Here is a 24,479-nt window from a genome sequence, read left to right as displayed (position 1 = left end):
GACATTCGAGCCGCGCCAGAGCGGTTCCGAACGAACAAGCGAAGGCCCCGGACACCGGCCGGTGCCCGGGGCCTCGCTGTCGAGCTAGTCGAGCGGCTTCAGGTCGAAGTCGTAGACAGTCGTCTGACCAGCCACGATCTGCGCCTTCTTGGTCGCCGGGACGAACCCGTCGGCCGCGACGACCACCTGGAGCGGCGCGTTGGACTTCTGCATCCAGTACCCGTAGGTGCCGTCAGCATCCGTCCGCAGCGTCACGTCGTACGACACCCCGTCGAGAGCCACCACGGCACCCTCGACCGGCGAGCCCGAGCCCGTCACCGTGCCCGTGATCTTGCCCCAGCCTGCGGGCGCCTTCACGATCATGGTCGCCGGGACCGGCGCCACGGTGTAGGGGGTGTTGTTCCCGATGGTCACGTTCGCCGTGTAGGTGCCCGGCTGGTCGACCGTTGCGGCGAACGTGGCGATCGCGGTGACCGACTTGCCCGGCGCCAGGGTGAACGACGGCGGCTGGACGTCCAGCCACGCGATGCCACCACCGGCGCCGCCGGACTCACCGGTCACGTCGAGGATGATGTTGGAGTCGGGGAACCCGAGCTCCGCGGCATCCGTCGGCTCCGGCGTACCGCAGGCGTCGGAGGCCAGGTAGGTCGGCGAGGTCTCGGCGGCGGGGTTGCCGCCGAAGTAGACCGCGCCACCCGCGACAGCGACGACCAGGATGTCGTCCGGCGCGATCTCCGTCGACGCCGCGATCGGCACCGTGTAGGTCGCCCCGAAGTCGCTGGTCACCGTCGTGGTGCCCGACCCGATGGAGGTCAGGTTGGCGAAGGTGAACGCAGCACCGGCCGGGAGCGTGTAGAGCGTCGCCGTCACCGGCGTGCTCCCGTTGGCCGTCTCCTGGACCGCGAAGCTCACGCTGGTGGGCGTGAAGCCTCCGGAGATCCCGAAGTCACCCGGCGAGTAGGTCCGCAGGATCGTCGTGGTCCCCGAGGGGCACGCGACCGAGCTGGCCTGCACGACCTCGTGCGAGCTCGAGTGGGACAGGGTCGTCTCACCCGCGGGCGTGGGCGCGAGCGCCGTGACCGAGGGCTGGCCCGACGAGCCGAGCTTGCTCCCCGCCTTCGACGAGGTCAGACCCGAGGCCTTGGAGCCGGCGCCGGGCTTGGTCTCGACCGAAGTGGCCTTCTTGGTGACGCTCTTGGTGACGCCGGCCGAGGCGGTCTTGTCACCCTGGATGACGACCTCCTCGCCGCTGGCACCCAGATCGACCTCGGCGGGCGCGGACCCGGTGTTGGTGATCTTCAGGTTGCGGGAGACCGAGCCACCCATCGCGAGGTTGGCGTTCAGCGCCGTCTGGGTGACGGCGAGCCGGCCCGCCTTGAGCTGGGCGTTGGAGGTGAGCGTGGTGTCCTCGGCGACGGTGAGGTTGCGGCTGATCGCCTCGTAGTCGGGCGCGGTGAAGCTCACGCCGTACTTTCCGGTGACCATGTCGACGCTGTAGGAGCCGTCGGCGCCGGTCTCGATCGTCTTGACGGACCCACCGGCGGTCGGGGTCAGGGTGACCTCGGCGCCGTCGATGCCTTCCTTGGTGTTGTAGTCCTTGACGACACCGGAGACCGTGCCCATCGGGGCCAGGTCGAAGGTGATCGACTTGTTGTCGCTCAGCGACGCGGTGTTGAGGGAGAACTGCGTGGCGACGGTGCCGGTGGCGTTCTCGATGCCGATCGTGGCCGAGTTGCCCCGGGCGCGATCGGTGCTGGGCAGGTCCCCGTAGCCGAGCTCGACGCGGCCGTCCTCGAAGAGGGTGACCGAGAAGTCGAGCAGGTCCGTGGAGCTGTTCAGCGGGAAGACGTCACGCCACTCGATGACGAACGCGTCCACGCCGTCGACAGTGGTCGCCCCGGTGTAGACGTCCGCGGCGCCGCGGGCGTCGAGGTCGTCCCAGAACGGGTAGATCGCAGCGTTCGGCACGCCCGTGGACGGGATCGCGCCGTTGCTGAAGGCCGTGCTGGAGGCGAGGAAGTTCACGTGACCGTTGGAGGCGACGTACGCCTTGGTGTAGCTGCCGCCGTAGAGCGAGAAGCTGAACGGCAGGTCCACCGAGGCGGCGGCGTCGTCACCCTCGAGCCCGAGCGCGGTGGTGCCGGAGCGTACGCCGCTGGAACCCTCCGAGCAGAAGTACCCGAAGTCGTCGTAGGAGAAGACGACCTTCACGTTGTGGGTCTTGGCGCCCGTGACCTCGATCTCGGAGCTCGTCGCCTCGGCGCAGCCAGACCCCTCGGTGAAGATCGTGTACGTCCCCTCCGGGACGCCCGCGATCGAGTAGGTCCCGTCGGCGCCCGAGGTCGCGGACAGGTTGCCCGGCGACAGCAGAACCTCGGCCCCCGCGATCGGAGCGTTGGTGCTGGCGTTGGTGACGGTACCGCTGACCGTGTGCTTCGGGGCCTCGGCGAGGTCGAAGTCGACGGTCGTGGTGGCGTCCTCGGTGACCGACGCGGTCCCGGTCTCGGTGATGAAGCCGAAGGCAGAGGTGGTCACGTCGTAGTCACCCACGAACACGTCGGCCGAGAAGTGACCCTCGGCGTCGGTGGTGAGAGTGCGGTCGAGAGCCGAGCCGTCGAGCTCGACGGTCGCCCCCTCGATCGGGTCGCCGCCGCTGGTGACGGTGCCGGAGACCGTGCCGCCCTCGGCCGGAGCCAGGGCGATCAGGCGCGCCAGGTCGAGGTAGCCCTCGCCGTACACGTTGTTGTTCTCGGCGGTGCCACCGCAGGTGGTGTCGTCGACGTCGGTCGCCGCCTCGTTGAGCAGGCGACGGGTCTCCTCGACGTTACCGATCAGGGTGGGGTTGTAGCTCCAGAGCGCCGCGACCGCGCCCGCGAGGTGCGGGGCCGCCATCGAGGTGCCGTTGTAGTTGGCGTACCCACCACCGGGGATGGACGAGCGCACGTTCACGCCCGGCGCCGCGATGTTGGGCTTGACCAGACCGTCCTGACCCGGACCGCGGCCCGAGAACGAGGCGACGGTGCCGGAGGAGTCGACCGCACCCACCGAGTAGGTGAGCGTGTTCGCGCCCGGTGAGGACGTCCCCTGGCACATGGAACCCGGGTTGCCCGAGGCCCACGAGGAGAACTGGCCGGCTGCGTTCCAAGCGGCGTTCACATCGTCGAAGAACGAGTCGATGTAGCCGACGCCGTTCCAGCCCCACGAGTTGTTGATGACCTGCGGGCGCTTGGAGACGTCCGGGTTCTCCCCGTTGTGGTCGGTCGGCTCGAGGAGCCACCAGCCCGACTCGAGGAGACCGGCGTCGGTGCCGCAGCAGCCGTTGGTCTCGATCCACTCGGCGTCGGGTGCGACACCGATCTGGTTGCCGGCGCCGTCGTCGCCGACCATGGTGCCCATGGTGTGGGTGCCGTGGCCGTCGAGGTCGCAGGGACCGCTGGTGCAGTCGCCGTAGGCGTCGAACCAGTTGTAGTCGTGGGTGAAGGTGCCGTCGCCGTTGTTGCCGCGGTACTGGTTCACCAGGGCCGGGTGGGTGTAGTCCGTCCCGGAGTCGACGCTGGAGACGGTGATCCCGGCACCGGTGGCACCCTGCTCCCAGGCCTCAGGAGCGTTGATGAAGTCGAGGCCCCACTCGATGCCCTGCGGCGCCTTGGTGGCCGTCTCCTCCTTGACCGGCTCCACGAGCGAGAGCTTGGCCCGCTCGTGGACGGTCTTGATCTCCGGGTCGGCGGCCAGCTTCAGCGCCAGGTCCTCGGAGCCGTCCTTCACCAGGATGGCGTTCGAGATGGCGTACGTCTTGTAGGAGACCTTGGCGGAGTCGAGCTCGGCGACGGCGCCGGCCTGAGATGCCTTCGCCGTCTTCTCCAGTGCGTCGACGACGTACTGACCGCGCTCGGTCCAGTCCTTGATGGACGAAGCGGGCCCGAGGTTGGCCTTGTCGGAGAACCGGAGCCAGAAGTCGGTCGAGTCCGACTTCTCGAACTTCGACTCGAGAACGGACGAGAGCTTGGCCGAGGGGGCCTTGTCGTCGGCTGTAGGGGTGCCGGCGAATGCGGGGGTGGCAAGCATCGCAGCCGCTGCGGCGAGTATGCCTGTGGCTGCTACGGCCGATCGGCCGAGGCGTGAATATCTCAAGGTGGGTCTCCTTGCGGAAACCGTCGGCAAAGCCCGTGACAGATCGTGCGCGTTTCCCGGGTAATGCGGACGGATCGAATATTGCCGAGGGAAAGCGTTCTCCGGATTTGTTACAGCCGCAGTCATTCGGGCCGCTGGAACGCGGCAGATACCTGCCAATGTCGCAAATGCGTCACACCTCTAGATAAAACTGGCGAGGCAAATATGACACCGGCGCGTCATTGACAGCCACCCCCGGTATCGGCATCGGCCGAATGCTCCGTCAAAGGCCGGGTCGTTGACGTAGGTCCGCTTTCCGTTCGCTGTAAGTTTTTGTGAAAGGAGGGGCATGTCTGCGATCAAGCGCGTGACGAACACGTCCGAGGCCGAGGCCCTGGCGGCATTGCTCAACGGCGACTCCCGCACGAAGCCGACCGTGGTGGTGACGGTCGCGTCGGGGCACACCGATCCCTACGCCGACGTCGAGCGGATCGCCGCCGAGATCGGCGACCTCGCCGACCTCTACCTGGTCACGACGGGCGGGCACACCTGGGCCTTCTCCAACAAGATGACGCCGGGCACGCAGGTCTACGGCGGCGCCGGTCGGGTCTACCCGGTCGGTCTGGGGTGGAACGTCGATCTGAAGCAGGCGCCGCTGCGGTTCGCATGGAGCAAGTCCGAGGGCCGCAAGCTCACCGGACAGCTCATCGACGACGCCCTCGACATGGCCGCGGCGGCAGGCCTCTTCGACAGCGCCCGCACCGCATCCACCCGCGAGCGACGCGCCGGCACGGTCCGCTCGATCATGAGCGAGCGCGCGCTGGTCGACCTCGTCGGTGGCGACATGGCCTCGGTCCCGCCCCAGCTCGCCCAGGCAGGTGTCCCGATCGAGCGCGTCCTGGCACCCGGGATGCACGTCGACGGCGTACTGGAGAAGAAGTCCCGCTGGCTCGACATCCGGGAGAGCCGCCCCACCGCCGACGAGGCACTGAAGACGTACGCCGCCGGGGACGTCGTCCCCGCCGAGGTCCGCTCCGTCCTGGCCGGCTCCGCGGACCTGCGCCTGCACCCCGACGTCACCGTCGAGCTCTTCCGCTCCGATGTGACCGGCGACCCCGACGACGACCTCTCCGCGCTCCTCACCCCCGGTGAGGTCGTGCTCGCCCGCGTCGTCGCCACCGGACCCAAGTGGCGGCTGTCGCTGCGCGAGGTCCGCGAGCACGACACTCCCCGCGAGGCCCTGGCCCTGTACGCCGGTGGTCCGCCCTGGCTCGACCCGGATGCTCCGCCGCCTGCGGTCGTCGAGCATGTCGAGACCGTGCCTGAGGCGGTCGAGCCCGTCGAAGCGGTCGAGCCTGTCGCTCCGGAGCCCGAGGTTCTGGAGGCACCGGCGGCTCCGGTCAAGCCGGCGATCCCGAGCCCAGCGATGATGCCGCGCCGCAAGGGCGAGCCGGTGCGCGCGGTCCGGCCGGCTCCCGCACCCACGCCCGAGCCCGCGCCGATGCCGGAGAAGGAGCCCGCACCGGCGAAGAAGGCCGCGGTGCAGTCGATGTCGCTGCAGGTCACCGCGATCAAGGCCGAGAAGGCTCATCTCGAGACCGAGCTGACCGAGCTCCGCGACCAGGTCTCGGGGCTGCGCAACGAGCGCGTGCAGTTCGCCAAGGACCTGGCTCGGGCCGCCCGCCAGGTCGAGACCCGCGACGCCGAGCTGGCCAGGATGCGCTCCCAGCTGCGCCGCGCCAAGCAGCGCACCGCACCACCCGAGGTCGCCCTGCCGGTCTTCGCCGACCGCGAGCGCGGCTTCCGCCACCTGGTCGAGGCCGCCTGGGCCCGCCGGATCCCGGTTGGCGAGCAGCCGACCCGCCCACTGCCCGACTATGCGATCGGGGAGAGGTTCCTCGGCAGCGTCGACGCGCTCGAGGGCATCACCGTCGACAAGATCGCCGACGTGGTCATGGAGGTGCTCACCGGCCTCGCGGAGCAGTCGACCGGGCGCGAGCTGCACCAGCTGCGTACCTCTGCCGGGGGCAACTCCGCGCCACAGTCCCGCCCCGACGGCGCGGTCTGCTACCGGGTCTCGATGCAGATCCACACCCCCAGCGCCCGCCGGCTGCACTTCTGGAAGTGCCCCGACGGCACCATCGAGCTCTCCCGCGTCGTCGTCCACGACGACATGGAGCCCTAGGGGTCTAGCCCCAGCACCAGGTCAGCAGCCCGATGAGCGGGTCCGGGATCGACTCGAGCTCGACGGCCTCGCCGAGGATCGTGCCGTAGCGGATCTTGCGCCCGGATGCAGTGCCGAAGAAGCGGTGCAGCTGGTCGGCGACCTCCTCGCCGCGGTGCTCGGGCTGGTTCTGCAGCGTACGGAACTTGCCGCCCTCGCCGTTGGCCTCGAGGATCTCGACGATCCGCGCGGCTCCGATCGCCCGGATCATCTCGTCCTCGAGGTCGCGCCGGCAGGCGAAGAAGCCCTGCCCGGAGAGGTCCTCCCCGACCTGGCGGCCGAGCGCGTTGGTGACGAAATGCTCCTCGGCCTCGTCGTAGAGCCCGCCGACGCGATGTCCCGCCGCCGTCGTCTCCCGGATGTACCGACCCGCGTTCCCGGCGCCGTTCATCGAGACGACCTCGATCCCGAGGTCGTCGAGGTCCACCCCGTAGCGCGGCGCCAGCGCCTCCACCAGAGCCTTGTCCGACTCCCCTTCGACAAGCAGCGTGATCGGTCGCGTCATGCCGCACACCTTAGAAGAAACGTACGTCGGCACGCCTGTTCCATATATGCAACCGATCACCCTAGGGTTGCATATATGGAACAGCAGGTCGGCAGCCTCGTCGCCGCGTGCATCGAGCACTCGGGGCTCAACGCACGCCAGGTGGCCGCGCGCGCCGGGGTGTCCGCCTCGACGGTCCACCGGATCCTCAACGACCGGGTCAGTCCGTCGGTCGTCACGCTCGACAACATCGCGACCGCGTGCGGCGTCGGCCTCTCGATGAGCACCGCGCCGCTGGCGACCCCGGCGGCCGCCGCGGCGGCGCGAGCGATCCTCGACGATCGCTACCCGGCCGACGTGGACCCCGTCATCGACCGGTGGGCCGAACGGCTCGACACCTGGACCGACGGCGACCCCGTCCAGATCATCGAGGAGGCTGCGCGGGCCTCGGGCGTACTGCACCGACCGGAGGCCGTCCGGCTCACCGGCGAGGCCACCGTCGGGCGGCTCGCCTCCGCCGGGGACTCCTCCGGGCAGCGGTGGGCACTCTCCGGCGCGGCCGGACTCGAGCTGCCCGCGTTCGACGAAGCCGTCCCGCCGATCTCCGTGCTGTGGTGCGAGGACCCGGACGCGATCCGGCCACTTCTCGCCGGCGGAGCCCTCCGTCCGGCGTCCGCCCCGCACCGATCCACCGTGGTCGTCGCCGCCGCCGAACCCGACCTGTTCCTCGGCACGTTCGAGCGCGACCGGGTCGTCTACGCGGCTCCGATCCAGATCGCCATCGATGCCATCTCGGTCGGCGGCGACGCCGCGGCCCGCGCCCGCGAGGAGATCCGGACATGGTGACGAAGCAGCCCCGCTGGGCCCCCGACCCCGAGACGTACGCGGCCCGCAAACCGGCCGCCGACGACACCTACCGCCCGGTCGCGGACCGCGACGACCAGCTGCACGACACCGGCGTCTGGTGGACCGACGTCGACACCGCCCGCATCCTCCCGACCGACACCGAACGCGCCTGGCGTCGGCTCCGCGAGAGCCTGCCCGAGCTGGTCTGGAACGCCGCGAAGCTCGAGGGAAACGACTTCACCCTCTCCGAGGTTCGCACCCTCCTCGCCGGCGTCACCGTCGGTGACCACAGTGCCGAGGACGAGCTGCAGGTGCTGGCACTCAGCGAGGCCTACGGCGCGCTCCGCGACCTGATCGGCTACGGCAGGTTCCAAGTCGACAAATCGACGTCCGACCGCCTCAACCGCATCGTCGCCCGCCACGAGACACTCGACGCGGGACGGTTCCGCGGCGAGGGCACCTTGCGCCGCAACGGCAGCGAGCTGCTCCGGGCCCGCTTCGCGACGCTGCAGGGACGCCTCGCCGAGACCGGTGACCCGCGGCTGCAGGCGCTGATCTACTTCTGCTCCGCCACCCGGACCCGGTACTACCCCGGCGGCAACAAGCGCACCGCCCTGCTGATGATGACCGGCATCCTGATCTCGAACGGCTTCGACGCCATCGCCATCCCCCACGTCCGGCGCCTCGAGCTCGACCACGCCCTCGACACCCTCGTCGTGACCGAGGACGCCACCGAGCTGATGTCGTTCCTGGTCGACTGCGGCACTCCCGAGAGCTGAGGACTCAGAGCACCAGATCCGCGCGATCCCGCGTCGCCCGCACCAGCGCGGCATTCCGCAGATCGCTCTGCGCGATCTTCGCCTCCGCCTCCTCCGGCGACCTCCCGCCGGCGAGGAACCGCTCGAGCAACCTCGGCACCAGGATCTCGTCGGGGACGTCGACGAACCAGGCCTCGTCCAGCAGCCCGCGTACATCCTGCCACGGCCCTTCGTCCAGGAGCAGGTAGTTGCCCTCGGTGATCACGATCGGCTCGCCGTCGATCACCACCCCGCCGGGGACGGGTTCGTCCGTGACCCGGCTGAAGGTCGGCCACTCGACCCGCCGTCGCTGCTCCCGCACCTGGCGCAGCGCGGCCACATACCCCTCGGCGTCGAACGTGTCCGGCTCCCCCTTGCGCGCTCGCGCGCCCATCGAGTCCAGCTCCGCGTTGCTCCGGTGGAACCCGTCCATCGGCGCCACCACGGCAACCCGCCCGTCCTCATTGAGTACGTCCCGCAGCCGCTCTGCCAGGGTCGACTTCCCTGCTCCCGGCGGCCCGACGATGCCGAGGACGAACCTGTTGCCGGTCTTCTCCGATATCTGCTGCGCCAACCGAAGGAGTCCGCTCTCAGTGAGGGGCACGGTAAACCTCCATGACGGACCCGGAGTCGCTCGGCAATCGGGCTTTTACTAGACGATGACACTTTGTGAACTGTTCACAGAGTGTCATCGTCTAGTAAAAGGACACGCCGGAGTCCCCGCCGGAGCCGTCAGGACACCGCCACCTCGAGCTCGACGACCGCCCACGACAACGGCGGCAGATTCAGCCGCACGCTCCCGTCCTGGACGCCGACACCCGCGAAAGGCGTGAGGCCCACGGCGTCAGGCGCCGACTCGACGTTCGAGGTGTGCCGGTCGCCGCCCTCGGGGATGGTGAGGACCTCGGAGCTGACCACACCAGACACGCCGAGTCCGCGCAGGTCGACCGTCACGTCCGTGGCCTCGGAAAGACCCCGGTTGGCGACAAAGAGAGCCACCCGTCCCTCCTGCTCCGACCAGGTCGCGGCGGCGTCGATGACGTCGACGTCGCCGAATTTCTCGGTGGCGAGCTGGTCGGCAGAGACGGCGAGCCGGAGGATCCGGCCGCGAGCGAGAGCGGCCATCCGGGCGAACGGCCAGAAGATCGTCTGCCGCCAGGCCGGACCACCCTCCTCCGATCGGATCGGGGCGATCACGTTGACCAGCTGCGCCTGGTTGGCGATGCGTACGCGGTCGCCGTGGCGCAGCAGGCTGTTGAGCAACGTCCCGACCACCACGGCATCCGTGACCGAGTAGGTGTCCTCGATCAGCCGCGGGTGCTCGCGCCACTCCTTCTTCACCTGATTCGGCTGGTCGTCGGAGTCGATGCCCTCGGCGTACCAGACGTTCCACTCGTCGAAGGAGATGTCGACCTGCTTGGCGTGCTTGCCGGCCGCCTTGACAGCGTCGATAGTCGCGACGACACCGTCGATGAAGGCGTCCATCCCGACCGCCTCGGCGAGGAACGAGGCGGCGTCTCCGGAGCGCTCCTGGTAGTACTCGTGCATCGAGATGTAGTCGATCTCGTCGTACGCGTGGGTCAGCACAGTGTGCTCCCAAGTCCCGAACGTCTCCATGTAGCGGTTCGAGGAGCCGACCGCGACCAGCTCGATCGAGTCGTCGACGAGCTTCATCGCCTTGGCCGTCTCCTGGGCCAGCCGGCCGTACTCGCGCGCTGTCTTGTGGCCGATCTGCCACGGCCCGTCGAGCTCGTTGCCCAGACACCACAGCTTGATGTCGAAGGGCTCCTCGGCGCCGTTCTTCCGTCGAAGATCGGACCAGTACGTCCCACCGGGATGGTTCGCGTACTCGACCAGCGCCCGCGCCTCCTCGACCCCACGCGTACCGAGGTTGATCGCCTCCATCACCTCGACATCGGCCTCACGCGCCCAACCCACGAACTCGTGGAGCCCGAACGCGTTGGTCTCGATCGTGTGCCAGGCGCCGTCGATCCGTCGCGGCCGATCCGCAAGAGGCCCGATCCCGTCCTCCCAGCGATAGCCGGAGACGAAGTTGCCGCCGGGGTAGCGCACGACCGTCGGGCCCAGCTCCCGGACGAGCTCGAGCACGTCCTTGCGGTAGCCACGGTCGTCGGCCGTCGGGTGGCCGGGTTCGTAGATGCCGGTGTAGACGCACCTCCCCATGTGCTCGACGAACGAGCCAAAGAGACGACGGGGTACGTCGGCGATGGTGAAGTCACGGTCGATGGTGATACGTGCGTGGGTCATGGAGCTCCTCTCATTGCGTGTGCACGATTACATCGTTGTAATGGTGCTGGCAAGGGACTCGTCGTCCCCTATTCGGTGGATCCCTCCCGACCCCGACCGGTCGGGTCTCGATCACGAGCGCCAATGGGAAGCATGACGACCCGAAAGCCAGTGCCCCGATGAGCATGACGCTCCTCATCGGCGCGGGTATCGGCTACCTGCTGGGCATCCTCGTCGGCGCGTGGATCGCACGCGGCCGCCGGACCGCCCACTAGCTACCGCGTGGTGCTCCCCCGGACGACCAGCTCGTGCGGGATGGCCACCGCGCGCGGCGGGGACGTACGGTCGCCGATCCGGGTCAGCAGCAGATCGACCGCCGCCTCGGCGTACGCGCGCCGGTCCAGGGCGACCGTGGTCAGCGTCGGATTCATGAAGCGCGCGTGCTCGACATCGTCGAAGCCGCTCACCAGGACGCCGCCCGGCACCTCGAGCCCATGCTCCTGGAGCACGTGCACCGCCCCGAACGCGATCGAGTCGGTGAACGCCATGACCGCGTCGAACTCGACACCGCGGGCCAGCAACTCCTCCGCCGCCGCGGCTCCACCCGCCATCGACCAGTCCGCGATGTCCACCTCGAGCGCCTGGTCTGGCTCGATGTCGTGGTCGCGGAGCGCGCGGTGATAGCCCTCGAGCCGCTGGATGCTGGTGGCCGGGGCGTCGGCTGCACCCGTCGCCCCACCCAGGACGGCGATCCTCCGCGCTCCCTGGTCCAGCAGATGAGCCGCCACCTCGTACCCCGCCTGCCGGCTGTCGATCAGCACCCGGTCGACCTTGTGCTGCTCGACCTCCCCGATCAGCACCACCGGCGGCAGCCGATCATCATGGACGAGGACGCTGTCCTGGAGCCGGATAGGATTGAGGATCAGGCCGTCGACAAGGTGCTCGCGGGCACGCGAGACGAGATCGTGCTCCCGCTTCGGCTCGGCGCCCGTCTCCTCGATCTGGACCGCCATCCCCCGCGCGTGCGCCACCTGCACCACCCAGTGCACCATCTCGGCCGAGAAGGCCGTCGACAGATCCGGCAGCGCCAGCGCGATCGCCCCGGTCCGGCCGTTGCGCAGGCTCCGGGCACTCAGGTTCGGTACGAACCCCAGCTCCTCCACCGCCTGCAGCACCTTCTCGCGGGTGTCGGGACGTACGAACACCGTCTCGTTCATCACGTTCGAGACCGTCTTCGGCGACACCCCCGCCAGCGCCGCGACATCCTTCACCGTCGCCCGCCGCGGTCCGCTGGTCATGAGGCCAGATTAGTCAACGCTGCCCACACAACTGGCCCCGCTGACGTCGCCCGCCCCCACGCCGCCTCGGCACGTTCCCGAATCTCAGCAGCCGATCCATCGGTGCCACCCTCAATGCCTACGCCCGGTCATCTGCGGCCCAGGCGAGATACGCCGCGCGGTCGTAGTGCGCAAGCTCGAGAAGGTCTGCGCTCTCGGACGTTAACCTCTCGCGCGCGGGCGCATCTGCACTCAGCAGAGCGTCGATATCAACCACCCTGGCAACGTGATGCGGAATCGGCGCGGCCAGCATGCACTCGTCCAGCCTAGTGGGCACCTGGCTTGCGAGAGCGGCCGGATCGCCCATCGGCATGCCGCCTTCGGGGATGAACCTAAACACGAGCGACGCCATGTCTACATCGCCCGATCCTCCGTAGACCTGATACGCCGCCACACTACTTAGCTCCATATGAGCATGCATACCAATGGCGTATTTGAGCATCCACTTCGACAGCGCCGCGACTGTGACTTGGAAAAAGGCCCGCTGACTGCAGCCATCCAAATCCGCTTCCATAGAAGGAGTGACCTCGAACTCCTGGCCGACGGCATTCGCAAACTCGGCACACTGGTCCAGGTTCTGAGCGAACAGTGCGAAAAGTTTGGCACGGACTTCGGGATGAATCTTGTCGCTCCCTACTCTGGTGGTCAGAAAAATGGACCACGGCCGTCGTTGATATCGCTGGAGACCCATAAGAGCTAAGATCGCGTCGTAGTTACTTAGAGTAAGGTCCGGCTCCTCTAGCGTCAGCGATCCACAAAGGTCTAGATTTATGAGATCAAAGCACTCGAATTCGTCAGCAGCTTGCCAGGCGACAGAGTCTTCCCTTGCCAACAGTTTAAACTCGTCAGCGTACACTTTCGAGCGGTCGTCGACCATCGGAAGGTCACGCAACTCTCGCTCGGAAATGTTTAGACGCTCGCTTCCTGGCGTTCCGGCCTTGGCGGATTGGTCGAATCCGAGAAATCGAAGGATCTGGTTTCGCTGACGCGCGGCCGGGTGCGCCGTTAGATAGCGCAGGTCAAGCATATCGGCGCCAGGAAGACCGAGGTACCTAATTGTGGCACCATCCGGCCGCTGCCCGCCTAGCCACTGATATTCGCTGAGCCATTGTTCTTCCCGCACATACTGTTTGCGAGGTCGGTGCCAGGGCTCAAACTTGAGCGCGCTCGGAGGTCGCTGCTGGGAATAGCTTTGAACAGCGAAGATGTCGTCAGTATCGCTCATTCGAACACCCGCAGCAACCTCGAAATAGCCGCCATCAGTTCGTCACGGTCCGATTGCTCCAGGGTGTCGAGCAGTTCATACGCATCTAGGAGTCGCGCGATCGAGCCGACCTTAAGCTGCGCCAAAGCGCGACGCTCCACCCAATTGGCGCCCGAGAATTCCCCCAAGACCTTTTCCGAGTTAAGGCGGATTCCCTCTGCCGCCGCTCGTTCTGTTGTTGAAAAGGTGACTGGTGGAGCCCCCGCATCCTCGCCTCGCACACGGCGCCAGAGCTCGTCGATGATGTCTTGGGCTTCTTCGCCCTGTTCGCCCATGTCTTTAGCGCGTTTCTGGGTGCGTGCAGCCTTTCCCAGGCGCTTCTGCTCAGCGATCACGGTCCTCAGCGAGCGATGGACCCAATGCGTCAAGGCAACTACGTGCGGGTGTGCAAAGTTGAATGACTCGCGATCGATGTTTAACGCACCGTCGAAACCTTCTGTTATGAAGACCTCACAGGTGATCTGTGCCATCCGCTGGCGTTCAGTGACTGGATAGAGCAAGAAGTCTGGATCGAACGAGGTCCCGCTCGCCTCATTTACTCTGATAAGCACTCCCTGCGATTCGACAGGCGCAACCTTAGGCGCCCACAGAAGGTAGCTTTGGAACGCAAGTGGCCCGCCACTTAACTCAGGGTCGATGCCAGGGAACTCTTCGCGATATGAGCCCGCAAACATGATCGGTTGTCGCAGCGCGTTCTGAGTAGGTGGGAGATCCGTCATGTCCAACGGTCTCTTCAACTCCAGATCGTCGAGAAAGACCTTGAATCCTGCAACACTGGCAACTTCATTTCCGAGATTGGCAGCCTCGCGAAGACTCGAGCCTTCGGATACGTCGATCCGATCCGCCCGTCGGCCGCCATCGAGCAAGCGATAGAAGAGCGTGTTGTCAGTTCCGTCCAGGTCGAACGGATGTTTTTTGACGTACGGAAGAGGGACGGCCAGCGCCAGATTCCAGGCCATCTTCAGGTAATAGTCAAAGAGCCGATCCAAACGAGGATTTGGCTCACCTTCGTATATCGCATTCCACACCGATCGGACAAGACTGTCGAACGCGCCTGATTGGGATTCCGCCCGTGCCCACGGAAGACTGCTCGTCGAGTCCTTCCCGATGCGCTGTAAGAACGAATCACTTCCGGGTTGCATCGCTCCGATGTGGTACTTCGGCGGCTGCAACTTGCGACCGGTATCAGCCTCTGAATGCTCAACAGCCTCCCAGACGTCCTGGCTCCGCAGCGTTTCTCGGGTCTGCGGGCGCATCGATGTCAGAATGATCGAGGTTCCTTGCACTTCGGCGTCAGCGGCCTCTTGACGCCAGACCAGAACCTTTCCGGCTTCGTACTCCGTGCTTCCCGCGTTGTCGGATCCACCCCCTTCCTGACCATCGTGCTTCGCCTCGATCGGACTCGAATCGGAGTACTGCTTCAATAGCACGCTCGCGACGTTCCAGTGAGAATCCCCGCGTTGCTTGGTAACGATCTGGAACGACTGCGTGAGCTGAGCCACGCTGAATATCCCGATCCCGATCTTGCCGATCAGCGGTCGCCCGCCTGGACTTAACTGGGAGTTCCCTGGACTCGTCATCCCCAGCCGGGTACCAAGCTGCGTTCGCTTCGCACTGCCGCCAATGTGGTAGAGGAGGTGTAGAAGCGTCTCCTGAGACATTCCGATCCCGTCGTCGTCGACGGTGATCCGCTCGAAGCGCGGCCGATCCGTCCGGATCGTTACTCGGGTCGCATCCGCATCGTATGCGTTGGCGATGAGCTCACGAAGGGCCGATGCCGGGTGGCGATAAATGCCATCGGTGACGCGCGCCAAGACTCGCTCGTCAGTCTTGAGCACCGTTGCGAGAGGCGAAGTCGTGGACGCCCCGTCAAGCAGCCCCAGTACCTCGTCCTCGCTCATCCAAGAGACGTCGCGAGGTTCGGTGTCGTCATGGTTCGCCACCATCGGAGCGTATGACATACATCGACTGCATGTGCGCAGTTGTGCTCAACATAAAGGCAGCGTTCCGCCACACGGACCGCTCCTCATCCGCGAGAGGCCATCGGCACGGTCTACTAACCCGCTGCGGGGTCAAAGGGGGGAGAGCATCGTCTCGACTCCGCCGTTGGCCAACCGGCGACCTTAGGCGTGTCCCACGCCGGCAGCGGCGAAGCAAGGAGGTTGGCGATGCAGGGAACCCCGCTCTCGATGACGTCTTGGGGCACCTCGAACTTGCACGACTCCCATCGCCCGCCGGTAGATGCGTCCTTCGGAGCATTCTGCCCAAGCCACCCCTTATGCACTGACCCCGTGCCGCGGAGAGTGAGGTCGTCATCTAGGCGCACAACGACAAGCGCCCATTGCTCATCGCGGAGCATCACCTCGTACTCGTTGCGTGAGAGGTGGATGGTTAGCCTGCCGAATCGGGTGGTGGACTTCACCTCGAGGTGGGCGGAGGTTCTTCCATCCGTCACTGCGATGTCGTAGCCGAACCCGTCAGACCAAGTGGAGACTTGTTCGACGTTCGCGGCGCTGAGCGATCGTAGCTGGTCGACTAGGGCCGCTTCGCCAGCCGCTCCAACACGCTCTCGCGCTGCTGTGTCGACCTTGCCCCATGCGCCGCAGAGCAGGCCATAGACGTCGGACGCGCCAAGCCCGAGTGTCGCTCCAGCGTCGAGGACGTCAGTCGGCAGATCATCCGGCGACTGGACCAAGATGTCCGCATCTCTTACCCAGGCTAGGTCGCCTCTCTCGAAGACAGCGCGGAGCATTGCAGCGGAAGCGGGTTGGCCGCACCCAGCTGTGTCGAGAAGGCCTATCTCCCGCACCCATGCGAGCGCTGTGGCGTACTGCGTGGGAGTGAGATCGCTGTAGTTCGGGAGGTTGGTTAGCATCGCCTGCGCACGCGCTACTCCCCCACTGGTTGGAAGGAGTTCAAGCCACCGCTGAGCGGCCACCAGGACCGGTTCAGGCGGAAGCCGCATGGAAGTGGCCCATCAGCGCCTGCAGATCAGCTGGCTCCAAGCCGCCGCCCACCGTCGGCTCTTCGTCCAAATCGGCGAGCTGCTGGACAGCAGGATCGTCCAGGATCCCGCCCATGAAGGCCAGCTTTGCCGCGAGACGGCTGGCTACGACCTCGTCGATGGTTCCCTCCGAGGCGAGGACGGTGACGCGCGTCTTGACATCCGGCGCGAGCCCGAGCCGGTGGATCCGGTCGAGGCTCTGTAGGAACCTCCCTGCCGCGAAGTCGCGATCGATGAACACGGCGTCGTGGCACTCATGGTGGAGACTGATCCCCTCGCCGAGCGTTGCTGGGTTGGAGAGGAGCACCATGCATGAGGGGTCGGCACGGAACCGCTGAATCTGTTCATCCCGGTCATCAGTTCCGCCATGGACTATCGCCGGATTGAACTGGGCGAGCACGCGCTGGAGGGTGTTCAAACTGCGGATAAAGGTCGACCACACAAGCGTCTTTCGGCCCTGCCTGGCGTTCTCTGCCACAATCGCGAGAACCTCTTTGTACTTGGGAGACATTTCATACGCCGGCAGGTCCTGCATCAACTGATAGAGAGAGGACCCCTCAGGGACCGACAAGGGCGGCACTCGGTACTCCAATGCTTCATGCTTGCTTGCGCCGACAGCCAGCAGGGCGGGACTGGTCGCGGCCATCAGCATGTAGACGATGATCCGTCCCAACGTCTGGAAGTCACCCTCGGCCCCTGCGGCGCGCGCTGAGAACTGGCCAACAAGCGCCGCATATATCTCGCCGTGCAGCGGCGGAAGCGGAACGGTCCGAAGCGTCGTCTCCACAGGTGGGAGGTTTAGCTCACCTTTTGTCGTGCGCGTGAACAGTGGCCGGAGGGCACGGCTCGCCGCAGCGAGGTCGCCCCCAGCGACAGCGCGCACCACGCTTTGTCGCCCTGTTCCCGGCCATACGAACCCGAAGAGGTTCTCCAGATCCTTCACTCCGTTCGGCGCAGGCGTTCCGGTAAGGATCAGTCGACGCCTGGCACGGGTACCCAGCGCAAGACATGCAGCTCCGTAAGTACCTTCCGCACCGAGCTTCATACGGTGCGCCTCGTCGAGCAAGAGCATCGACGGGCGCTCAGTGAGCCAGCGCCCGATCATGTTGACGGTGCCCTGGACCCGCAACTTCTCGTAGTTAACGATTATGGCCTCGGCACCGCTCGATAAGGCTCCATCGAGGACCGCCAGGTCGAGTGGAGACCGGAGACAACTCTGGTTCTCCTCCTGCCACGCGCCGTAACTCGACTTGGGCCCTACCACCACAAGCCGCTCGAGGCCGGCCGTCTGACGAAGAGCCTGGAAAACGGCCAGGCCTACGCGGGTCTTGCCGGCTCCAGGGACCGAGAAGTTCGCACCGTGCCTCAGCGAGAGGAGCTTCGCGATGTCGCGCCTTTGGAACGACGTCAGGTCGCCCACCCACTCCGGTCCGAGCGTGTCACTGAGACTCCCTGGAGCGCTCTCCGCCCCTTGGGGCCCACTCAGCTGCGTGGAAACGGTCTGCGCATCTTGAAGCGAGTCGACGACCAGTGCCTGGAGCTGCTGGTCCCAGATCACGTCACCCTCACCTCGATACGGCCAGCTGTTCAGCGCTGCGAGGTTGGTGAGCAGGTCGTCAAGGTCAACCTCGACACTGGCCGGGGAGCGTTGTGCGCTCGACTGGAAGCCCAGTGCAAGGCGGCGCAGATCTCCTTCAAGACCTGTCTGTGCCTGAAGACGTGCCCGCGTGACGTCTGCTCCGAAGCCGATCGACAGGCTGGGAGCGCTCTGATCGGTATCCACTACTTGGTCCGAGCGGCCTCGAGAAGCCACGCGACGCCCTCACCTGGTGCCGTGAAAGCCCGCCCTGCCTGGCGCGCCAGCACCTCGAGACTCTCTCGGAGCACGATGAGAGCGTCGTCGAATGCTTCTTCGTCCAATGCACGCTTGGCCCTCGCTTCTGCGAACTCGCTGGCGCATTGGTTGACATAGTCCGCTGCGTCGGTGAGCCGCTCGGGAACGGCAGTCTGGCGCTTGACCAGCTCGGCGTTCTGCCCAGCTAGCTTCACCGCGACGTCGAAGGTCTCACGGGCCTTCTTCATTAGTGACGACGCCTTGAGGACCGCGTCCGGACTCGAGCTGGCCCCGTCGCTAGACACTGCCTTGGCACGAAGAAGCTGGTTCGTCAGTTCTTCGGCTGCGTGGGAGTCGGTGCTTGCGGCAGGCAGAGTTACGCCAGGGATCCCGACTATGCCCACCGGAGCCGAGGCGGAAGTGGTCGGCTTGAGCTCACTGGGGAGCCGCGCGTCAAGGTACCGAGAATGGAAGTCCTCTGCCGCGAGACGCAGCGACGTCTTGGGGTAGTCAAGCAGAACCATCGCAAGCCGGGACTGCATCAACCGGTTGGCAGCATCAGAGTCCGTCTTGGCGAGTTTCGTGTAGTCGCGGTGTAGCTCTCGTAGCTTCTCCTGGTGCTGCTCAAAGTCGATGAGGCGGAGAGCGGCCCCGCCCTCTGTCTTGCTGCGGTCGATCGCATTGAGAATCAGGCCATACACCCAGCGGTCGCGCTGGAGCGTGGCCAACTTGATGTTGAAGTCTTTGGCAACGTCCGTCTCGGAACGACCTCGTGCAAGTTCCTCGTCGACCGCGATCAGCCGGTTGATGTAGGAATAGTCACGACGGCGGTCCTTCCGAAGCTGGAGAGACAGCTCGACATTGTTGATGTCCTGCCGGGAAGTGTCGTCAGGCAGCACACCGACACGGATGTTTTGCTCCCCGAGGTCGCGGAGCGCCGCGGCGCGAGTGTTGCCATCCACGAGAATGCCGTACGGGCTCACGATCCCTGGCTCACGCTGGCCAACGTCGTCAAGCTCGTCCATCAACGCGGTGTAGTCCGGGTCGGTCTGGTCGGGATTCGACGGCCGCTGCCGGAGCAAGTCGTGGAGGTAAGACTGGGCGGATTCGCCCCACGGGTCTGCCTCGATGGCATGGTTGCGCTCAGGGTTGAGCGTGCGCTGGGCGCGAATCCGGTGGGTGTCGGGGTTGTAGTAGAGCATGTCCACCGGCATGGAGATCACGTAGAGGTGGCGGGGTTCGCCCCGCCAGTCGATAGTGACCTTCGCTCCGGCTTCGGCGATCGCCTGATTCAGACGCTGGCTGATGAGGGACTTGATCTCCTCGCCTTGAGGCGGGATACCGAACCCGGACATGGGGTTACGCTCCTTAGTTGGTGTCCTGTCTTGGGGGGTGAGGTAAAACACCCTTCGCGAGCATCATTGCACCTACCTCCGACACTTGTCGGAGCTTCACCTACCGAACGTCCAACTACCAGATGAGAGGCCAAAACGTGGACCTGCCTGCATGGAACGACCCAGCTTCGTCGGCCGGAACCATGATCCGAGGAGCACTGTGGCTGGTGCAGGTTGTGGGCGAGGGCAACACCTTCACAAAGAACCAGCTCAGAGAGGCGTTCCCTGGTGTTTCGCAGGTAGACCGGCGGATTCGGGACCTGCGCGACTTCGGGTGGGTTGTCTACTCGAGCGCCGAGGACGCGTCGCTTCTCGCCGAAGACCAGAGATTCGTCAAGATGGGTGTTCCGGTCTGGGACCCGAAGGCTCGCAAGGACGCCGCTCCGCAGAAGGCGATACCGAGCAAGGACCGACAGGCGATACTCGCTCGGGACGGATACATGTGCACGCTCTGCGGCATCTCCGGCGGCGAACCATACCCGGATGACGCCGTGATGACGGCGGTGCTCGCCGTGTCCCGCCGAACTGTGACCACCGAACATGGACACGAGAAAGTCGTCTTGGTGACCGAGTGCAAACGCTGTCGCGCCGGACACAACGACGCCCCGATACCGGCGTCCGAGGCCGTTGCCGCTGCCCTCGAGCTCGACTCTCGGGACCTCCGACGGCTCCTACGCTGGATTGAGCGGGGGCGACGCGGCACAACAGATCTAGATCGCGCTTGGGCTACCTACCGCCGCGTGCCGACTGACATGCAGGGCGAGCTTTTGGACCGCATCAAGATGGCCGAGTAGGCACACGGGGTTCTTAGCGGCCACGGCGGGCGGATTCGATGCACTGCCATGCAGCTATGCCCACAACCGTTGACATGATCTCGATGAACGGACCCTGGTTTGGCGCCGGTGCGCTAGCGTCGGCTTGTGTCTCCAAGAGTGCCGGTCGTCCAGCCCGGCTCAACATGCCAACCTGACACCCGCAAGGGAGTCGCGCCACCGGCCCACCAGATCGTACATCCGGACAACGACGCCGACCTTCAGGCCGTCCACAAGTGGCTACTCGCCCAGCCAGTCACCGACCTACTCCGCACCGCAACAGACGACGCAGTCCGGTATATCCTTGACGGGGCGCGCACCTGGAGATTCGACCTGTTGGATCCCAAGGTCGACTCAGACGAGCGTTCCGCCGTTGGCACCAAGCTCCAGTACCACATCATCGAGCGCCTCGGGTTGAAGAAGGTTCCACCACTCGATACCGAGATCGTCGACGTGGCCGTCGAGATCAAGGGGACCGTGCGCGACGGCTACGTGTGGATGATCCCGCGGGAAGGTCAATGCCAAGTCACCCTTCTTGTTCGGATTGACCCGAAGAACCACAGGTTCGCCGCTTGGCTCATGCGCACCCACCGTGTCTGGCTCACCGGCGGCGACGGCAATCAGGACAAGAAGCGCTCAACGCTCGCCGGACCCGTCCGTGCATTCGCTATGCCGGTGGTCAGTTGGACGGACTTACCACCGGAGCCCCTGAGGCTCCTCAACCTCGACCAACTCGAAGTGGTATTTGGAGACGCTGGTCTGCGTAAGCGTGCAACCGCGCTGTTCACATACCTGCCTGAGACAGTGATCCCCCGCTCCTCACTGGTTACGGTCGGAGCTGGTCTACATGACCCGATGAAGCGGATTCGTGAGGCCAAGGTTCCTCTCCGAAACGACCATGACCTCATCGTGCTGGTGGGCACGTGGGTCGACGAGCGGCAGACAGCACGAGCTTTCGGACACGATCTCGGCGAAGAAGGCTGGGTAGCAGTGCCCCGATCGCGCTTCGCTGAGGTTGGCGTCACCGTTCCACCATTGCGTACTCACGACTGACAACTTCACGGCGGGACTAAGCGAGACCGCGATGAACAGGGTCGCTACTCACTCGGGCGCCACGTGCTCCGCCGCCTTGGCTGTTCCGGCTGCCATGACCAGCGAAGCCGCGTGGGCCACGTCCTCACGGATGGCATGCTCCCAGACGCGTACTGCTGTCCAGCCGAGCGCTTGCGCCGTCTCAACCGCACGGCTGTCCCGTTCACGGGTCCGTTCCATCTTCGCTCGCCACATCTCGGCGTTGGGACCGGTGAACGGTTTGCTTCGCCCATGCTCCGGACATGAATGCCAGTAACAGCCATCGACCCATACGGCGACGCGCCGCCTAGGTAAAACGAAGTCGGGCGTGCAGGTAGGAGCGAGTTTGCGATGCAGGCGGAACCTTATCCCCCTGGCGTGCAGCTCACGCCGAAGCGCAAGCTCAGGAGCAGTGTTCTGACTCTTACGCCCGGAGAGGCTTGGACTCGACGCAGTTGGGACCCATCGCTCGGCCACAGTTGCAGGGTATCCGGTCGACCATGGAGTCGCGACGTGCTAGCCGGACTCGCGCCCACCGCACGTGCCTGTCGTTAGCCCGATCCCCCTGACCGAGCCGAGCCGCCGGGGAGTCCAATTTGGCCGAGCCGCAAAATCACGCAACGGGATGCTCAGCTGATGGTAGATCTCGCCGCTTGAAACGCGAGATGCCGGAGATGGTCCTCTTGCCCGACAAAGCCCTTGAATTCGCCGAGCACGTAGGTCCGCTCCTCCCCTTCGCCATCCTCCTTAATATGGAAGTCGCGCGAGAGTCGCCCTATACGCTGTTCGATCTCACGGGCATCAATCGCACCTCGTGACGACCGCACGATTTGCCTGATCGTCAGCGGCTTGGTCGCCTCTTTCAAGGCAACGTAGACCGGGTCGTGCATCACCTCGACGACAGTCTCGCTGAGATCACGGGGCGTACCCTCGTGATTGAGCGCGGCAGCGATGGCAGCACCGACCGCGCGAGCGACCGGAGGCGGGAAGGCATTGCCAATTTGCCGGTATCGGCTGGTTTTGCGTCCGGTGAACTCCCACCGGTAGTCGTCGCTCCCGTGCCACCCCTGGATCCTTGCGACCATTTCTGTCGTCAGTTTGGGAACGAAGTTCTCAGGGTAGTCAGCCTTTGGCGGCTCGTCAGCGACACCCATTGCGTCCACACCAAGTTCAGCCCATGCTCGCTTTGCTCGTGTTGGCCCGAGGTCTGCCCCGCCGTGCCTTTTGGAACCGCCAACGATGGTTGGAGCGATGCCGTTCGCGCGCTCAGCCCATGCATCGGCGCCGCGCCAGCCCCCTTGGGCCATCAGATCGCGGAGCGCTGTGCCTACCGTACCGGCGTAGGGCGTTGGCTCGGGCCAGTCGAAGTACCTAGCGTCTTCTTCGCGAAGACCAACCAGAATGAACCTCGGCCGAAGCTGTGCGACGCCAAAGTCTCGAGCCTCAAGCATCTTCCAGTCGGACCAGTAACCCAGTTCGGCTAGCCGATCCTTAACGTGCTGCCGGTACGCGGCGAAGCGCGGCATGGATAGGCCTCGGACGTTCTCCAGCAGTACAGCGCGCGGTTGCATGCGGCCCACAAGCTCAACAGCCCATGCGAAGAGGTCCCTCTCATCGCTTGCGCCCAACTGTTTGCCGGCGATTGAGAACGGCGGGCACGGTACGCCCCCGGCCAATAGATCGAGGCCCTCGGCGTACTCCATCGGCTCCCACACGGACGGATCAGCTACGTCGCCCACAGCAACTTCCCAATCCCGGTTTGCCTTGAGGGTTGCAGCAGCGTTCTCATCGAGCTCAACAGCCAAACGGTGCTGGAAGCCAGCCAGTTCGAGCCCAAGGGACTGCCCCCCGGCGCCCGCACAGATCTCAACAACCGTTAGATCGCCCATAGCAACACCTCACATACCTCAACTTACTGTGATGACCAGTTCGATCCGGGGCGCCACACCAAGCGGACCCCGAAAGGTTAGTAGACGGGCGACCCTGCAACCGCTTCGGCGGGAATCTCCTCACCGCGCACCGAAGTCTTCGGCCTATATTCGAACATTTGAACGAGTTTATGTCAAGTCCCACTTCTGACGTGCCGGCGCATTCCCAGCCGCGTTCCGGTAGAAGGTGATTGGCCCGGCCTGACCGCCGCCAAGGGAGCGGCCCGGCCGGGAGACTATGTGAACTGGCCGACCAAGTGCTCCGAGGCAAGGGCGGCGGTCCAGATCTGTTCTTCGGGTACATCGCAGATTCGGAGTGCGGAGGCTGCGATGGCGTGGCGTTTGATGTCGGTGAGTGTGTCGCCTGCGCGGCGGATGCTGATGACGACCTCTACAAGCTGGAGCAGCACGTTGCCCAGGTGGAGGTCCCGTTGGCGACGGTCGTCGGTGAGGTGTGAGGCAATCCGGTCGTAGGCGTCGATGAGCTGGCGTCGTACGGCCTTGGAGCGCTCGAACAGCGGCTGCCTTGTCACGTCGGGCAACCTCGGGAGCATGCCTGCATTGTGCGGAGCGACGGCGAGCGTGTGGACGTCGAGGAGGATGAGGACGTATAGGACGGTTGCCCAGTCGTGCTCGGCGGCGAGCCGTTCGATCTCCTCGACCTTGTCGATCGTGGGGCGGATCGTCTGCTCGAGCAGTTCGCTGAGGATCTCGCCTTTGTCTGCGAAGTGGTAGTAGAGCGAGGACTGCCGGATGCCGACGGCCTCGGCGATGTCTCGGGTGGAGGTGCCTGCGTAGCCGCGACTCGTGAACAGACGCGCGGCGTGGTCGAGGATGTCCTCGCGCGCCGATCCGGTTGCGATCTGGCCGGTGTGGCGGGGACGTCCAGGCCCTCCGGGCCTACCAGTGCGAGTCATGGTTGCTGGCATCTCGATCTCCGTGATCTGGCGCGGCATGGATGCCGCGGCTTGACCCGACCAGCGTGCTGGAGCAAGCCGGTCAGGCTCCCACGCGGAACGGCAACTTTCTGGACCGTGGCCTAACAGGCACGTGACCTGCGTATTTGGATGGTGGCTACTTGAGATCTTGTACCTGGATGCAAGTTTCTGCGCCGCGGTCGTGCATCG

General features: G+C 65.5%; 18 protein-coding genes. 5 read left to right on the top strand and 13 right to left on the bottom strand.

The genetic code is table 11. From position 1 onward, the window contains the following. Positions 1-84: 84 nt before the first annotated feature. Positions 85-4,065, bottom strand: coding sequence for a carboxypeptidase regulatory-like domain-containing protein (locus tag BLT25_RS24520; RefSeq protein WP_091051721.1), 3,981 nt, complete (start codon positions 4,063-4,065; stop codon positions 85-87). Between the two features lie 394 nt (positions 4,066-4,459). Between BLT25_RS24520 and BLT25_RS30050 the strand changes: the two genes are divergently transcribed. After that, positions 4,460-6,295 carry a hypothetical protein gene (locus BLT25_RS30050; protein ID WP_176884239.1) on the top strand — a complete coding sequence of 612 codons (1,836 nt, stop codon included), beginning with the start codon at positions 4,460-4,462 and terminating at the stop codon, positions 6,293-6,295. Between the two features lie 4 nt (positions 6,296-6,299). Here the strand turns inward: BLT25_RS30050 and BLT25_RS30045 are convergent, their stop codons facing one another. Next, positions 6,300-6,839, bottom strand: a complete 540-nt coding sequence (locus BLT25_RS30045) for a TOPRIM nucleotidyl transferase/hydrolase domain-containing protein (RefSeq protein ID WP_176884236.1) — start codon at positions 6,837-6,839, stop codon at positions 6,300-6,302. Between the two features lie 75 nt (positions 6,840-6,914). Between BLT25_RS30045 and BLT25_RS30040 the strand changes: the two genes are divergently transcribed. Next, positions 6,915-7,664 carry a helix-turn-helix domain-containing protein gene (locus BLT25_RS30040; protein ID WP_176884234.1) on the top strand — a complete coding sequence of 250 codons (750 nt, stop codon included), beginning with the start codon at positions 6,915-6,917 and terminating at the stop codon, positions 7,662-7,664. Continuing rightward, entirely contained in the window at positions 7,658-8,443 is a 786-nt protein-coding gene (locus BLT25_RS24510; RefSeq protein WP_218131473.1) for a Fic family protein, read from the top strand. The genes BLT25_RS30040 and BLT25_RS24510 overlap by 7 nt, the downstream gene beginning before the upstream one ends. Positions 8,444-8,447: 4 nt before the next feature. Here BLT25_RS24510 and BLT25_RS24505 read toward each other — a convergent pair whose 3' ends face one another. From BLT25_RS24505 to BLT25_RS24470, 8 genes are all read right to left on the bottom strand, one after another. After that, the gene (locus tag BLT25_RS24505; RefSeq protein WP_091051715.1) at positions 8,448-9,065 is read right to left on the bottom strand and encodes a nucleoside/nucleotide kinase family protein; all 618 of its coding nucleotides are present in this window, start codon (positions 9,063-9,065) and stop codon (positions 8,448-8,450) included. A 128-nt stretch (positions 9,066-9,193) separates the two neighbouring features. Beyond that, a complete protein-coding gene (locus tag BLT25_RS24500; RefSeq protein ID WP_091051712.1) occupies positions 9,194-10,729 on the bottom strand; it encodes an arabinosylfuranosidase ArfA in 1,536 nt (511 codons plus the stop codon). A 254-nt stretch (positions 10,730-10,983) separates the two neighbouring features. Next, on the bottom strand, positions 10,984-12,006 hold the full coding sequence (locus tag BLT25_RS24495; protein ID WP_091051709.1) for a LacI family DNA-binding transcriptional regulator: 1,023 nt from the start codon (positions 12,004-12,006) through the stop codon (positions 10,984-10,986). 118 nt (positions 12,007-12,124) lie between these two features. Continuing rightward, complete coding sequence (locus tag BLT25_RS24490; protein WP_143033846.1) at positions 12,125-13,270, bottom strand: PP_RS20740 family protein; 1,146 nt, start codon at positions 13,268-13,270, stop codon at positions 12,125-12,127. Continuing rightward, positions 13,267-15,210, bottom strand: a complete 1,944-nt coding sequence (locus BLT25_RS24485) for an ATP-binding protein (RefSeq protein WP_091051933.1) — start codon at positions 15,208-15,210, stop codon at positions 13,267-13,269. The genes BLT25_RS24490 and BLT25_RS24485 overlap by 4 nt, the downstream gene beginning before the upstream one ends. A 155-nt stretch (positions 15,211-15,365) precedes the next feature. Then, positions 15,366-16,184: a protein NO VEIN domain-containing protein gene (locus BLT25_RS24480; RefSeq protein WP_176884233.1), complete on the bottom strand. Its 819-nt coding sequence runs from the start codon at positions 16,182-16,184 to the stop codon at positions 15,366-15,368. 73 nt (positions 16,185-16,257) lie between these two features. Beyond that, on the bottom strand, positions 16,258-18,096 hold the full coding sequence (locus tag BLT25_RS24475; protein WP_176884231.1) for a DEAD/DEAH box helicase: 1,839 nt from the start codon (positions 18,094-18,096) through the stop codon (positions 16,258-16,260). After that, on the bottom strand, positions 18,096-19,502 hold the full coding sequence (locus BLT25_RS24470) for a hypothetical protein (protein WP_091051702.1): 1,407 nt from the start codon (positions 19,500-19,502) through the stop codon (positions 18,096-18,098). The genes BLT25_RS24475 and BLT25_RS24470 overlap by 1 nt, the downstream gene beginning before the upstream one ends. Before the next feature lie 137 nt (positions 19,503-19,639). Between BLT25_RS24470 and BLT25_RS24465 the strand changes: the two genes are divergently transcribed. Beyond that, complete coding sequence (locus BLT25_RS24465) at positions 19,640-20,335, top strand: hypothetical protein (protein ID WP_218131472.1); 696 nt, start codon at positions 19,640-19,642, stop codon at positions 20,333-20,335. Between the two features lie 126 nt (positions 20,336-20,461). Continuing rightward, positions 20,462-21,406 carry a NaeI family type II restriction endonuclease gene (locus BLT25_RS24460; protein WP_091051697.1) on the top strand — a complete coding sequence of 315 codons (945 nt, stop codon included), beginning with the start codon at positions 20,462-20,464 and terminating at the stop codon, positions 21,404-21,406. A 48-nt stretch (positions 21,407-21,454) separates the two neighbouring features. On the opposite strand, the gene BLT25_RS24455 is transcribed toward BLT25_RS24460, so the two are convergent. The 3 genes from BLT25_RS24455 to BLT25_RS24445 all read right to left on the bottom strand — a co-directional run bounded on the left by BLT25_RS24455 (position 21,455) and on the right by BLT25_RS24445 (position 24,308). After that, a complete protein-coding gene (locus BLT25_RS24455; protein ID WP_091051695.1) occupies positions 21,455-21,901 on the bottom strand; it encodes a very short patch repair endonuclease in 447 nt (148 codons plus the stop codon). Between the two features lie 152 nt (positions 21,902-22,053). Continuing rightward, a complete protein-coding gene (locus BLT25_RS24450; RefSeq protein ID WP_091051693.1) occupies positions 22,054-23,313 on the bottom strand; it encodes a DNA cytosine methyltransferase in 1,260 nt (419 codons plus the stop codon). Positions 23,314-23,588: 275 nt separating this feature from the next. Continuing rightward, on the bottom strand, positions 23,589-24,308 hold the full coding sequence (locus tag BLT25_RS24445) for a TetR/AcrR family transcriptional regulator (protein ID WP_256328769.1): 720 nt from the start codon (positions 24,306-24,308) through the stop codon (positions 23,589-23,591). Positions 24,309-24,479 lie beyond the last annotated feature (171 nt).

The organism is Nocardioides sp. YR527, from assembly GCF_900101045.1.
GTDB lineage: Bacteria > Actinomycetota > Actinomycetes > Propionibacteriales > Nocardioidaceae > Nocardioides.
Note: the sequence above shows the minus strand (reverse complement) of the source record. Positions and strands in the feature narration are given on the sequence as shown.